Below are 14,007 nucleotides of genomic sequence, written 5' to 3'. Positions count from 1 at the left end.
CACTACTTAAAAACTCCGCCAAATTTCATTTAATATCCGCCGCATTAGTTAGATAAATGACGGCTTGGACTAATTGGCTAGGGAAATACTAGTAAAAGTATTTTTCAAATACGACCCAGAACAATCCGGATAATTTACGAAAATTAGTCGACAAGTCGACCACATGATTTATTAGGCAATGCGTTTCTAACTTTAAGATCTAATCTAAAGCGCATCATCAAAAATAACCGATCATTAACTATTTTTAAATCGTTGGCTTAATTTGGTTTCACTAGCAGTTAACAGATTTTCTGGAGCAATATTGTATTTTGCACTAATAATCAACACTTGATCTAAAATATCCGCTAATTCTTCTTGTAGATTTGCGCGTTTACTGGCATCTGTTCCTGGTTTCTCCCCGGGATGATCGCGCCCAATTTCTAACGCCCGAATCGCCCAGGAAAGTTCTCCTACTTCTTCAATTAGAAAATTTAACCGAATAAACGGCGAATACTGGTACCAATTACGCTGTTTATAAAAAGCGACTAACCATTGTTGGTGTTCTTGTAAAGTCATATTAAGCCCCTTAGTTTCTATTAGTTTTGTAGGACAAGTATAAACTATCGCTAAAATAATTCGGACGATATTAAAAAAATAGTTCTTAATTTAAATTCTATTCTTCTTTCTGAAATTTATTGCTGTAAAATTAAAGCGTTAGTTTGGTTATAACCTATTATTTCACTGTAGATAGACAATCCTAGTGCATCGTAGCGCCCATATTTAAATTAAATTATATCGCTACTAAAAATAATGCTTATGCCGCTTGGCCACTGAATTGCACTGGTCAGATTTGGTTAGGTTCCATTCCGGCGCTGGCGTATGGAACGCGTGGCGCGTTGACAAGCTAATTTTCTTTCCGATTAAACCCACCGGAAAAGAAAATGGATCTTGTCAATCACGCAAGGTACTAAATGACCACAATTCGGTCATCAAGTACCTTCGACACGGCTGATACGCCAGCGCCTCCATTTCACCTTGGCAGTGGTTGAGCTCTGATTATTAATTAATTTAATCGTTTAGTTAGTACAATTGAGTCGGAACCATGGCCTTAAGACTTTACACTTTATAAGTGATCTTAATTAGCTATCAACACTGATGAAAGTAATTTTCACCTACTTGCAACAAGCTGTTTTACAGTAGCTGCCGAATACACAAACAACGCTTGAATGTTCCACGCGGCCTGATGGAGTGAAGGGGCGCGAGGGTCAGCTGTGTCGATGATTATTAATGGCGGTTTGGGCCATTTAGAGCCATGTTTCAACTTGGCGCCTTATGCCTTAGTTAAATGGTCATCGTCCGTAACATCTAAGATTCTCGTTTCGAAAATCATCCACTATTGTGGAGTAGAGCCATGCGGGCTTGGCGAGATCCATTTTTACTCCAGCTTTGCTTTTATCTGGTAAAAGTTAGCTCGCCAACCCGCCACTGTCGCTCATTCTTAACACCCAATTTTAGCAAATATTAATTACTAGAACATATTCACTAAACAGAACTTGTTTCCCGTTGTCGATTGGACTTAAGCTGAAGCCCGGCAAGTCCAAGTCGCACGTGTTCCGTCCTCGCGCCCCGGAATGGAATCTAATCTGTTCTGGCTCGTTCCAGTTAGGTTTTGGCGTTCTAAAAACTAGCTAATAGTTTTAAATATGAGCGCTACACGCCACTAGGAGAGTGTTTAAAAAACTACTCAACTTCCCTTACTTGACCACCAATTACGGCGTAGAAACTTAATCCTTTTTCAACACGCCTTGATTAAATTTAAAAATGAAAGTTGGTTTTAAAATGAAAAAAATTGCCGTTTACTGTGGTGCCTCCTCCGGTAATAATAAAATCTATCAGGCTGCCGCTCGCAAATTAGGCCGCTGGTTAGTGCGTGAAAATCTCGAACTAGTTTATGGCGGTGGCGGCGTCGGTTTAATGGGCATACTAGCAAGTGAAGTGCTTCATAATGGTGGTAAGGTACACGGCGTTATGCCGCAAGAACTGGTCGATCACGGCGCTGCTTTCAGCGAACTCTCTGACCTAGAAGTGGTAGCCAATATGTCCATTCGCAAACAGGAAATGTTAACGATAGCGGATGGCTGTATTGCTTTACCCGGTGGCCCCGGAACTTTGGAGGAAATTGTGGAAGCATTCTCTTGGGCGCGAATTGGTGATAACGATAATCCCTGCGTTTTTTACAATATTAATGGCTACTATAACCCATTGAAAGCTATGTTCGATGAAATGGTGCAGGATGATTTTCTTACCCAAATTGACCGGGAAAAGCTGTTATTCTCTGACTCATTAACTGAGATTTTAGCCTTCATGACCGCTTATATTCCGCCTAAGGTTCGTCATTATCAAAATTAATTTTCCCAGTGCCACTACCAACTCGGTAAACTGGGCGGATATTCGTACAACGGCTATCAAAAAATTCCTTGCCAAATTTCCCGAAACGTCCTATAGTGTAATAGAAAGCTAATACACTATTAAGGAGGGCCACATGAAATTCAACGATAAGGTACCAATTTATTACCAAATTAAACAGTACGTTTATCAGGAAATTATTCTAGGACATCTCAAGGCCGGGCAGAAGCTGCCAGCAATTCGGCAATTGGCGGTAACGTTGACGGTTAACGTCAACACGATCCAACGAGCACTGAGTGAGTTAACGACGGAAGGTATCATTATCACCCAACGTGGTAAGGGTAATTTTGTGACTAACGATACTCAGCTCCTGCAGGCGTTAAAAAAACGCATAGTTACGGAACAATTTAGTGAATTGTATGATAAAATGCTTGCCCTCAAAATCACTCCTGCAGAAATGGTGCAATATTTAAAAAACTACATTGACCAACGAAAGGAAGTACAACATGACTGAAGTTCTACAAATTAAAAATCTAACTTATAAATTAAATCTAGTTAGCATTCTTGACGATCTCACCTGTACTATACCGGCAGGCAGCATTGTTGGTTTATTGGGTGCAAATGGTGCCGGCAAAACAACGTTAATGCGTTTGATTAGTGGTGTTGCCAAAGGTTTCCATGGTGAAATCAGTGTTAATCAACAAACCAGTGTCGTTAATCGAAAGCAACAGATCAGCTTTAGTCATCAATTAGATGGTAGCGATAAACGAGCTCGTTTAGCACAAATTGTCCATGACTACACGTTACTTTACCCTGATTTCTCGGCGACGCAATTTCAACAATTGGCAGATTTTCTTGAGCTTGATTTGCACCAACGCCTCAGTAAGTTATCTAAGGGTAACCGCAACAAATTTATCGTTGCATTAACTTTGGCACGTCAAGTTCCCCTTTATTTGTTGGATGAACCATTTGATGGTATTGACGTCATGAGCCGCAAAAAGATTATTGCCAGTATTCTAAAGTGGAAATCAGAAACGGCCACAATTCTCATCAGTGATCATCACGTTAACGATATCGCTAATTTATTGGACTCAGTGGTTATTGTCAAAGATAAGCACGTTGTTGCTCAAGAACAGGCCGACACCATTCGTGAAAAATACGGCGAAAGTATCGAGGACTATTACGAAAATCTTTATACGGGAGGCGAGAATGATGACTAAAATATTGGCATTAACGACAAATTTATTTCGCAAAAAAGTAACAGCGTGCACGCCATTGTCGGCCTGCAGCTACTGGCATTAGTGATCACATTGATCAACTCACTATGGAAGCACACTTTTGACCGAATGGACCCATTCGGACTAACGCTTTCTTATGGTTTTCTTGCCGGTTTAATTTTATTTATCCTCTTGGCACGCCGAACCGAACACGTTTGGACCAGCAGTTCAGCGCGGTTATTACCTACCACTGACACCAAACTATACTTAGCTAATCTGGGTTCAACGTTACTCAGTTTTGTTTACTTTTTTGTACTGGAACTAATAATCGGCGGAATCTGCAGTATCGGTGCTTTATCAGACATCCACTCCTCTTTCCAACAAATTTTCCCCTATATCGCCACTAGTCTAACGACCATTCTGGCACTGACCTTATACGGCTGGGCATTCATTAGTTTAGTCCATTTGTTAGGGATAACGATTAGCACTTGGCTACCCGAAATGCGCTCCAGATTCATTTACTTCGTGTTGTACGTTGTAGTTGGTATTCTTCTTTTGAAGATTTTATCCATGGTGAGCAATTTGCTAGGTAAATTTGTTGCCCCACTCTTCACAGGTCAATATAATGCGACCATTAATCCGGGCTTACTAAGCTTTAGCGGGATACTTTTCTTAATAACAATCGTCTTCTCACTAATCAACATCTACTTGTTAAAGAATTGGGTGGAAACCAAACAAAACGCTTAATTATAAAAACAGTCACGATTATAATTGAAAGGTCCACTGCGTATCAGACTTAATTGCCGGATACACAGTGGACTTTTTTACGTTTAAATCTAGCGTGCCGGAAAAAGCGTTCAGATTCTAGATTATTACTCTAGAACGTGCACCAAAAGCCTGGGTTCACGTATCTAACTACGGCCAATTCAAAATGGACTTTTGTCCCACTCCCAGCTTGCCACCTTTCAATTGGACGATGCTTGAAAAGAATCAAATCATTTGATTTTTAGGATCAAGTACTAGTGATTCAGACAATAATATTTCACTATAGATTTCATAAACATAATCTGAACTAACCATGTGCCTTTTTGCTAAAGTGTACAAATATTGCCGTTCAGCATCCAAAGCATGCATCAAAGCACGGCGTTCTTCAACGCTTTGTAATCCCGTTAGCATTGCCTTATTCGAGGTTACTGCATGCCATTGGCGGTAAAAGGATTTAAGCGTGTTTTTCTGTGTTTGATCGCGCAGGTCGTAAATGACACTAGCACTGACCTCTGCCGTCAACGTCATTGATTTTACTTGATTGATACCAACAATAACCATTTCGTGACGTAATCTTTGCAATTCATCAGCACGATTTTGCTCGTCCGCATCAATTGGTAAAATAAATTTAAAGACAATAGTTGGTACTAGCATACTCAAAATAATAACAACGGTTTCCACAATAATAATGAAATGAAAGGTTGAACGCGGAATTTCACTACCAATCGAAAAAGTCATTGCCAAGGTAACGGTCCCGTGAACACCACCTAGCGCAAACAGACTCGCAGTTAGGCGCCGTTTATCACCAATGAAGAAACGCGCGTAAACATAACGACAGCCCAGTAACAAAACGTAGACGACAATCCCCACTGCAAGCCACTTTAATGAACTGATCATTATATTATAGCGACTGAAAAAGATTCGCTCCAAACTGATTCCTAGGACCACAAAAACAAAACTATTTAGTACTTCATTCGCAAAATTAATCATTTGAAGCCCTAAATGCATTTGCCGCGGCGAGGAAAAACGACTACGATTGGCCTCGCTATTATGGACTAAACCGGCCGAAACAACGGCAATTATCCCAGACACGCCTAATTTCTCGGCCAAAAAATAAATGCAAAATGGCGTGAGTATGTAAATCAAGGTTTGTGACGAAATGACATTGTTGGTTGAACGAACAAAATATTGGCGAAAGGCCATAAACGCAAAGGCCAGAATTGAACCAACAACAATTCCCCCAATTGCCGAAACCAAAAAGGCAGTCACGTTACCCCACAAGGATAAATGGCCGGTGCTTAACCACAAAGTTGCTGCCTGAAGGAGAATAATGCCAGTAGCGTCATTAAATAGTGATTCCATTTTTAAATTATTTTTTAATGATTGTGATATTTTACGTCCTTCAACCACCGAATCAAAAGCCGTTGCATCAGTTGGTGTACTAATGGCCACAATAATAAGGGCCACTGGAATAATCAAATTAAATGTTTTATGAATGACAATTGCCACTAAAATTGCTGACAGAACGGCCAAAACAACCGCCGTTCCCACAATGCTTTTAACTTTTTTTCGCACCGTTAGTAATGGTGTTGTTTGTCCTTCAAAAAATAATAGTGGTGCTAAAATTAAAATCATAAAGACGTTATCGTTAAAATCTAAAACCAAGTGATTAGTCATTGGAATTAATCCCACGAGTACACCAACAGCAAGGTTAATGTAGGTTCGCGAAATACCAGGAATATATTTAGCAATAATATTACTGGCGGCTACTGCCACCAAAATGACAAACGACGAGATTAAAAGCCCCATAGATCAAGCCTCCCTTAAAAAATGTTTGGAAAAGCGCCCAGGTTCCTGTGCTTGCCACGTTCACACTGAATTAGTCAGATACACACTATTAAAAGTGATTTTTAAACACGAATTTGTTAATAAATCTTCCATAGTTATTATACTAACTATTATTAGCATGTGACGCAATGGACATCTGGGCCGCCAATTAGAAGTATTTTAGAATTGTTTTTTGAAATTTCCAGTTTAAAATAGTAGCAATAATTTCACTGTTTACCTCAATTGACAACCGATAAATAAAGTCTAAAGTAGGTAAAGTTATATTTTTTCGAAAAATTTTTTGAAGGACGTCTGGCTATGAATTTTTTACGCAGTACCTTTTCATCATTAAGTGAGAAAAATTTTCGTTACTTCTGGATTGGTCAGTGTATCTCCGTTATGGGAACTTGGGTACAACGGACCGCGCAGACCTGGCTAGTCTACCAAATGACCAAATCTGCCTTCAAGGTTGGTCTTCCATCAGCCTTTCAGTTCATCCCCATTCTCGCGCTAACGCTAGTAGCGGGAACTTTAATCGACCGTTTCCCCAAACGTACAATTTTGCTCGTCACTCAATTTGGTTTTCTAATTTTAGGTGCCATCATGACTACCTTGGTTTACCTTAAAATTGTTCAATACTGGGAAATTTTATTGATCGCGTTAGGCTACGGAATTCTACAAAGTTTTGATACCCCAACCCGACAGTCATTTGTGGTTGAATTAGTGGGCCAGAAAAACCTAATGAACGGTATTTCGCTAAACTCAACCATCTTTAACCTGGCAAAAATTGCCGGACCATCGTTGGCGGGTCTGCTCATGGTTCAATTCAGTGTTAGTTTTTGCTTCTTAGTTGACACGATCAGTTACGTTGCCGTTTTATTTGGTTTATTTTTAATTCAACAAAAGAATGTCGTTGCTTCACACTCCCACGAACGCATTTGGAGTGATGTCAAAGACGGATTATCTTATGTTTGGCGTCATAGTGCGGTCCGACTAAGTGCGGAGTTGATGTTGGTTGTTTGTACACTGAACTATAATAATAACGTCATCATTCCCATTTTTGCGAAGACGGTACTCCATTCCGGTGCACAAACTTACGCCAATCTACTATCGGCAACCGGAATTGGTTCGTTAATTGCCGCATTTTTAATGAGTTACCTTTCCCGCTTTGGCCTGCAACGTAACATCTACTTGTACGTCGGCGTTGGTACGGCCGCTTTGCAGGCCGCAATGATCTTCGTACACACGTATTGGATGGCAATGCTGATGATGGTATTAATCGGCTTTTGTAATATGATTTTCTTAAATCAATCTAATGCTTCGTTCCAATTCTCAATTCCAAATGAATTACGCGGCCGGATTATGAGCGTTTACGTTCTACTTAATCAAGGGACAACCCCGGTGGGCAGTCTATTTGTTGGTGGCATTATGGATGTTAGCTCAGGTTTCTGGGGCTTTCCTGCCTGTGGCTTTCTAGCGTTGCTGCTACTGGCACCAGTCCTAATCAAAAATAGACCACTTGTGACTAAGTGGTTGCACCCTAAAACTGAAAATTAAGGGGAAATAATCCAAGGGACTATGTTTGGAAAATACCTTAACTAGTTTCTCCTCTGGCCACTTTTGTGTAAACGTGTTTGAAAGGCAGCTTTCTACAGTGACTGAGACGAATTGAAGCGCCAAGGAGCACAGTTATAAAGTCCATAACTGTGCTCCTCGGCGCTTTTCTAAACACTCTCTAGAACGTGCGCCCTTTACTCTACAACTAAAAATGATCACTAAGTTGTTTTTCATTTTTGACGTATGCTCTTGCCTGTTTAATGATTTGTTCGGCCTCCGGAGAATTATAAATATTAAGTTTATAGTCAATTTCCCCCAGGCTTTCAGTTAATTGCTTTTGTTTGACCAAAACTTTATTGCGTTGTTCTGAAAGCAACTTGGCCCTTTTATCAATTGTGGCCGGTCCCGCCATCAATACTGCCGAATATCACTAATCTTCATATCTGTATTTTTTAGGCAGCAAATCGTATGGATAATGCTAAGATCCGAGTCCGTAAAGGTGCGGTAACCAGCCGTATTTCGCATAACAAACGGTAACAAACCTTGCTTATCATAAAACCTCAACGTATAAATCGATAAACCTACCTTCTGTGCGACCTCTTTAATTGTATAAGTCATATGCCAACTCTTTCCTAAACTTTTAATGATTTATTCTTGCCCTAGAGTATTGTCGATAGTTTACTGTGATCATTATGAACAAATAACAACAATTAAGCAATCATGTGGAGGCAATTATGAATAATAACGTCTTAGTAACTGGTGGTAATGGTTTTTTAAGCATGCAACTTATTCTGCAACTTTTAAAACAGGGCTACAATGTACGGGCGACTTTACGTACTTTAGAAAAGAAGGCAACGATTGTCACTACACTCAAAGCCAATAACGGTATTAATCTTGATAAGTTAAGTTTTGTGAAGGCCGACCTAACAAGTGATGCTGGTTGGGAAGAAGCAATGCGCAACGTGACCTACGTTTTAAGTGTCGCTTCACCCATGTTTTCAGCTAGCTCAAAGAATAAAGGCGGTGCAACGGAAGGCATTTTACGAATCCTTAAGCAGGCCCAAACTGCTCACGTCAAACGTGTCGTTATGACTGCCAATTTTGGCGCCGTTGGTTTCAGTAATAAAGATAAACGATAAACAGTCATTAACTACCGAGGCAGATTGGACGAACCCAAACCAAAAAGGCCTGTCCGCCTACGAAAAATCAAAATTACTTGCTGAAAAAGCAGCTTGGCAATACCTCAAAACTGCAAACAGTAGGCTTGAATTTACAACCGTTAATCCCGTGGCCATTTTAGGTTCAGCGCTTAACGAGCACGTTTCCGACAGCTTTGGTTTGATCAAAAACCTAATCGATGGGTCACTTAAAAGAATTCCTAACATTCCCTTAAATGTTGTTGATGTCCGGGATGTTGTTGATCTGCACATTCGGGCAATGATCACTCCTCAGGCTAAGGGCCAGCGATTCATTGCTAGTGAAGATGGTCAAATTTCACTACCCGAAATTGGTGCCCTGATCAGACAAAAACGGCCGCAACTTGCCAACCAAATTTCCACAAAAGTGCTGCCCGATTGGATAATTCGGACTGGCGCATTGGTCAATAAGCAAGCACAAGAAGGCAAGTTGCTCTTGGATATCAACCGCAACGTTAGTAATCAAAAAGCTAAACAGGTATTGGGCTGGCAACCACTAAGTAATAATGAAACTGCCATTTTAGCCACAGTTGATACCTTTTTAAAATACGACCTTTTACATTGATTTGAGGATCGTCAACTCTGAATCTAAAAAAATAGTCAAACATAAAATCTACACAAAAAGGAGCCAAATGAGTTAGCTTTTTGTCTAACTCATTTGGCTCCTTTTTCACACTTAATTATACTTTTACAATAAAATTTTAAACCATTACCCATAAGCCTAACGATTAGTCTGTTGACCAGTAATTTCGTGAACAAATTTATGGTAAACGGCCGCAGCTGCATTGCCGGGACTATCGGGAAACATATATTTAGGCGCTTCTCTGACTGAAACCCATTTTGCAGAAGCTAACTCCCTAGATAATTTCAAATCCTGATTGGTCGTCCGACTAATAAAACCATGCATCAAGGCCTCACTTTTTCCAAACCAGTAAGTCCCTGCGTATTCAATGTTGCCCAAAGTAATGCCCAGTTCTTCTTCAACTTCTCGTTTTGCACTTGTTTCGGCGGACTCGCCTGGCTGCATGTAACCAGAAATCAACGAAGCATATTGATGTGATAAATAAGGCATCTTTGCCAAAACAATCTCGTTAAGTTCATTTGCAACTAGAACAATCACGCAATCCGAAAAGGTCGGAAACCAGTAACGCTCACAGTTTGGACAAAATGGCGTTAACCCATCATCGCCGGCCATTTTCTTGGTTAGCTTTGTACCGCAAGTGGGACAATATTTATATACCATAATTTATGAACTTCCTTATTATTAAATTATCCCGTGAAACTAGAGAGTGTTGGAAAATCAGCATCAAAATAACTGCTGCTTCCTTGTTAATTGACTGAATTACCCAATAACCTCAGTAATAGCACCATTTACGGCATTTTTCTCTGCCTCAATTAAATCAACACGACTTTCAATCATTTTGGTATCCATCGTGATTTCCCGGGTTAATCCAGGCGTGTTTAACTTAGGTTCAAAGAAAGCTTTGAATTCATCCAAACGTTCAGGCGTCCGGAAAATACTAGCAATAACGGTGATGTACGTGGTGAATTCCATATCACCGCCAACAGTCTCTTCTAGCCACTGCCAATCACGGCGAATCCAGTCCCAGGCAGCCTGTTCACCCTCATTAGTTGCTAAAACGCCACGGAACCAAGCACGCAAATCCTGGGGCTTAATCGTGTCTGCATCTTCAAACTTCTCAATTAACCGTCCAATTAACCTCGCATCTGGTGTACTTGTTAAGGTCGCACACAAATCAGACTTATAGCTCCCATCGGCGGTTTGTCGGTACGCCGCCAACAATTGATCAAACAATTCGGCGCTACCGAAATTCTTAACTTCATTTTTCAAAATGAAAACCCGCGTCGCAGCCGGTAAAGTTGCAAGGTGATCCTTACTAGCCGTGAATAAATCATGTGCTGTTTTAACTGCATTTTTATTTTGTGCGTATAACGCCGCGTTTAAAACAACTGGCCGCGTTAGCTGATCATCATTTACTTCACTAGCCTTAGGTGCCCACCCCAAACGCGTAACTTGCGCACTACTTAATTGGTTAAAGAAGGTTTGTAAGTCTTTTTCTTCAACAGAATTAGGCGTTACGAATTTCTTCAAATTACTTGCAACTTGGTATAAGGCAGCATTGACGACGTTCGAATGACTGTCCGCAAACCGGGCCAACAGCGGCACGATATCAGCGTATGCTATTTGGCGTCCTTCCGCTAGTAAACGGAGATCCTGTAATACTTGCAACTGTGAAATAGCGTCCAACGTCGTAAGATTGTTCAAAATATCCGTCAATAATGTACGATCGTATTTAACGATGAAGTGTGAATTATTACCTAAATTTAAGCGGAACGGTTTGCCATTGGCCGCCCGTAATTGTGCGTAGTCCCCCAGCGTTAAAGTCTTTTCGGCCATTATTGCCGGTGCAGCAACATAATTACTGTTCAACGGGATTTGCCACTTTCGGCCAACTTCCTGACCTTTGCCACTGAAAAATTGTTGTTGGGTTAAAGTCAATTTACCAGCAACAACCGCCGCGGTCACTACTGGATAGCCAGGTTGTTCCAACCATGATTTCATAATGGTGCCTAAATCCATCTTAGATGCTGCTCCTAAAGCAGACCATAGATCGGCGCCAGTTGCGTTGTTATACTTATGAGTTCCAAGGTAATCTTTTAAGCCAGCACGTAGCGCATCATCACCGATTAAGGCCCGTACCATGACCAGCATTCGTGCCCCTTTTGCGTAAACAATTGCACTATCAAATAACGCATCAATTTCTGCTGGATTCTCAACTTGAACGTGCACTGACTGCACACCATCAATAGCATCTCGTTGCAAAGCGGCCGAGGCCTCTGATGTCTGAAACATCTCCCAAATATGCCAATTTGGTTCAAGCGCATCAATGGCAACGTATTCCATCATATTGGCAAAACTTTCGTTTAACCATAGATCATCCCACCATTTCATCGTGACCAAATCACCAAACCATTGATGAGCCAACTCGTGGGCAATTACCGTTGCAATAAGTTGTTTCATATCTAGTGCCGTGTTTTCAGGATCAAGTAATAGATACGCCTCGCGGTAAGTTACTAAGCCCAAATTTTCCATCGCTCCGGCCGAAAAGTCTGGTAAGGCCAATTGCCAAGAGTGTGGTAACGGATATGGCGTTTGATAGAAATCCTCATAAAATTCAATCGACCGTTTAGCAATATCCAACGCAAAATCCAATTCATTGGCTTGATGTGCCTTGGTCGCAAAAACACCAACTTGCACACCACTTTTAGTAGTTGTTTGCTTACTTTGCAACTCACCAAAGGCAAAAGCAATCAGGTACGTTGACATCCGCACCGTCGTGTCAAAATAGTGAACCCCATTTTCATTCCGAACTTCTGGCATATTGCTAATGATTGTTTCACCAGGATGTTCATCGAATTTGATGGCTAAAGCAAAAGTTGCCTTGGCTTCCGGTTCATCAATACATGGAAAGGCTTGCCGGGCAAAATTAGTTTCAAACTGGGTCCCGATAATTTGTTTTTTTACCCCGTTTAATTCGTAATAGGACGGATAAATGCCCATCATAGAATCCGTTAACGCCGCCTTATAATTGATTGTTAACGTCACGTCACCTGTATTTGCCAGTTCAATTCGAATGGCATCGGTCTTGGCATCAATCGTAAAAGGTCTGTTTTGCCCGTCTACTTGAATGGACTCGATCGTTAAATCTTTTTGGTGCACAGCAATTGTTTGCGTCTTGGCGTCACCGCTGATCGTTGTCTTACCAGTATATTGTTTACTTTTACGGTTAATGTCCAAAAAAATATCATAGTGGCTTGGTTGAAACGTATTGTAGAAACGTGTTAATTCTGTCATAAATTTACCTCTCATCATCTTATTAATAAGGTCATTATACGACTTTGAAACATAAAAATGTTTTCCTACTGAAATTTAGGACGTATTTTAAATTGAAGTAATTCAACGCCTAATCAGCCACTTTCACAATGATTTTGCCGTGAGCCCGACCTTTTTCTGAATAATCTAGTGCCGCCTGCGTTTTCGCCAGCGGAAATACTTGGTCGACCAACGGCCTAATTTTACCCTGCTCAATTAGATTTGTCAGTCTGGTCAACTCCGCTCCGTTAGCTTTCATAAACAAAAAATCATAACGAACGTGATATTTCCGTTCCCACCAAGTCAAATTCAACGTAGCCAGTCCAAAAAGTAGCACCTTCCACCAACTGCGGTGTGTCTGGAGGGCAAAGCGGGCATTGGGTAGTCCACTGACCGAGACAATCCGACCACCTGATTTTAAAATACGGAAGGCCTTCTTTAAATTGGTGTGACCTAAAGTATCGAAAACCAAATCATAGCCGTGTAATACTTGGCTGAAATCCTGCTGATGATAATTAATCACCTTATCTGCGCCAAGCCGTTTCACTAACGTTGTGCTGGTGGGACTGGCCGTGGTGGCAACATAAGCTCCTAAGCTTTTGGCCAATTGGATGGCAATTGAACCTACTCCTCCGGCACCGGCCTGGATCAGAACCTTTTGACCCGACTGGATTTGGGCAATATCTACCAATGCCTGATAGCTGGTTAAACTAACCAATGGTAAACCTGCCGCCTCAATGAATGATAAATTCCGTGGTTTTAGCGCAATGTCGCCAGTATCCACTGCTAAATATTCGGCAAACGTCCCAATTCGCGAATCCCGTGGCCGACCATAAACCTCATCCCCAACTTTAAACTGTTTGACCTGGCCACCCACTTTCACAATCACACCAGCAAATTCATGACCTAACGTCAAGGGCATTTGGTGTTTAGCCAGCAATTTAACTTCTCCGTTTCGCGTTTTAAAATCGATTGGATTTACCCCGGCGGCCTTAACTGCCACCAAAACATCGGTTGGGTCAATTGCTGGTACTGGAACTGAGACCAACTGCACAGGCACTTGGCCGTATGTTTTAATCTGCATGGCTTGCATCATTTTACTCATCATTAGTCCCCCTTTAACAACTTAAGGTTAACATAGAGAGTGTTTGAAAAAGCGGTTAGA

At 41.1% G+C, this 14,007-nt stretch carries 10 protein-coding genes and 2 pseudogenes; 6 read left to right on the top strand and 6 right to left on the bottom strand.

The window, feature by feature from the left end; all coding sequences use genetic code 11:
- Positions 1-234 precede the first annotated feature (234 nt).
- The gene (locus tag EKM98_RS06205) at positions 235-555 is read right to left on the bottom strand and encodes a MazG nucleotide pyrophosphohydrolase domain-containing protein (RefSeq protein ID WP_125981325.1); all 321 of its coding nucleotides are present in this window, start codon (positions 553-555) and stop codon (positions 235-237) included.
- Positions 556-1,818: 1,263 nt separating this feature from the next.
- Here EKM98_RS06205 and EKM98_RS06200 point away from each other — a divergent pair.
- The 4 genes from EKM98_RS06200 to EKM98_RS06185 all read left to right on the top strand — a co-directional run bounded on the left by EKM98_RS06200 (position 1,819) and on the right by EKM98_RS06185 (position 4,349).
- Entirely contained in the window at positions 1,819-2,388 is a 570-nt protein-coding gene (locus EKM98_RS06200) for an LOG family protein (RefSeq protein ID WP_125981323.1), read from the top strand.
- Between the two features lie 133 nt (positions 2,389-2,521).
- Complete coding sequence (locus tag EKM98_RS06195; protein WP_125981321.1) at positions 2,522-2,899, top strand: GntR family transcriptional regulator; 378 nt, start codon at positions 2,522-2,524, stop codon at positions 2,897-2,899.
- On the top strand, positions 2,892-3,605 hold the full coding sequence (locus EKM98_RS06190; protein WP_125981319.1) for an ABC transporter ATP-binding protein: 714 nt from the start codon (positions 2,892-2,894) through the stop codon (positions 3,603-3,605). Before EKM98_RS06195 ends, EKM98_RS06190 begins: the two co-directional genes overlap by 8 nt.
- Positions 3,606-3,650: 45 nt before the next feature.
- Complete coding sequence (locus EKM98_RS06185) at positions 3,651-4,349, top strand: ABC transporter permease (protein ID WP_225418534.1); 699 nt, start codon at positions 3,651-3,653, stop codon at positions 4,347-4,349.
- Positions 4,350-4,592: 243 nt separating this feature from the next.
- Here the strand turns inward: EKM98_RS06185 and EKM98_RS06180 are convergent, their stop codons facing one another.
- Positions 4,593-6,176 (bottom strand): cation:proton antiporter, encoded by a 1,584-nt coding sequence (locus tag EKM98_RS06180; RefSeq protein ID WP_125981317.1) that lies wholly within the window; start codon positions 6,174-6,176, stop codon positions 4,593-4,595.
- Between the two features lie 336 nt (positions 6,177-6,512).
- On the opposite strand from EKM98_RS06180, the gene EKM98_RS06175 reads away from it, so the two are divergent.
- Complete coding sequence (locus EKM98_RS06175) at positions 6,513-7,751, top strand: MFS transporter (RefSeq protein ID WP_125981315.1); 1,239 nt, start codon at positions 6,513-6,515, stop codon at positions 7,749-7,751.
- Between the two features lie 205 nt (positions 7,752-7,956).
- On the opposite strand, the pseudogene EKM98_RS06170 reads toward EKM98_RS06175, so the two are convergent.
- Positions 7,957-8,369, bottom strand: a pseudogene (locus EKM98_RS06170) (MerR family transcriptional regulator).
- Positions 8,370-8,485: 116 nt separating this feature from the next.
- Here EKM98_RS06170 and EKM98_RS12295 point away from each other — a divergent pair.
- A pseudogene (locus EKM98_RS12295) lies at positions 8,486-9,512 on the top strand (NAD(P)H-binding protein).
- A gap of 156 nt (positions 9,513-9,668) precedes the next feature.
- On the opposite strand, the gene EKM98_RS06160 reads toward EKM98_RS12295, so the two are convergent.
- The 3 genes from EKM98_RS06160 to EKM98_RS06150 form a co-directional block, all read right to left on the bottom strand.
- Positions 9,669-10,190 carry an NUDIX domain-containing protein gene (locus tag EKM98_RS06160; protein ID WP_125981313.1) on the bottom strand — a complete coding sequence of 174 codons (522 nt, stop codon included), beginning with the start codon at positions 10,188-10,190 and terminating at the stop codon, positions 9,669-9,671.
- Positions 10,191-10,289: 99 nt separating this feature from the next.
- Entirely contained in the window at positions 10,290-12,824 is a 2,535-nt protein-coding gene (locus tag EKM98_RS06155; RefSeq protein WP_125981311.1) for a M1 family metallopeptidase, read from the bottom strand.
- 109 nt (positions 12,825-12,933) lie between these two features.
- Positions 12,934-13,938, bottom strand: coding sequence for an NADP-dependent oxidoreductase (locus EKM98_RS06150; RefSeq protein WP_225418536.1), 1,005 nt, complete (start codon positions 13,936-13,938; stop codon positions 12,934-12,936).
- Positions 13,939-14,007 lie beyond the last annotated feature (69 nt).

The sequence above is a fragment of the Loigolactobacillus iwatensis genome (assembly GCF_003950295.1).
In the GTDB taxonomy this organism is placed as follows: domain Bacteria; phylum Bacillota; class Bacilli; order Lactobacillales; family Lactobacillaceae; genus Loigolactobacillus; species Loigolactobacillus iwatensis.
Note: the sequence above shows the minus strand (reverse complement) of the source record. Positions and strands in the feature narration are given on the sequence as shown.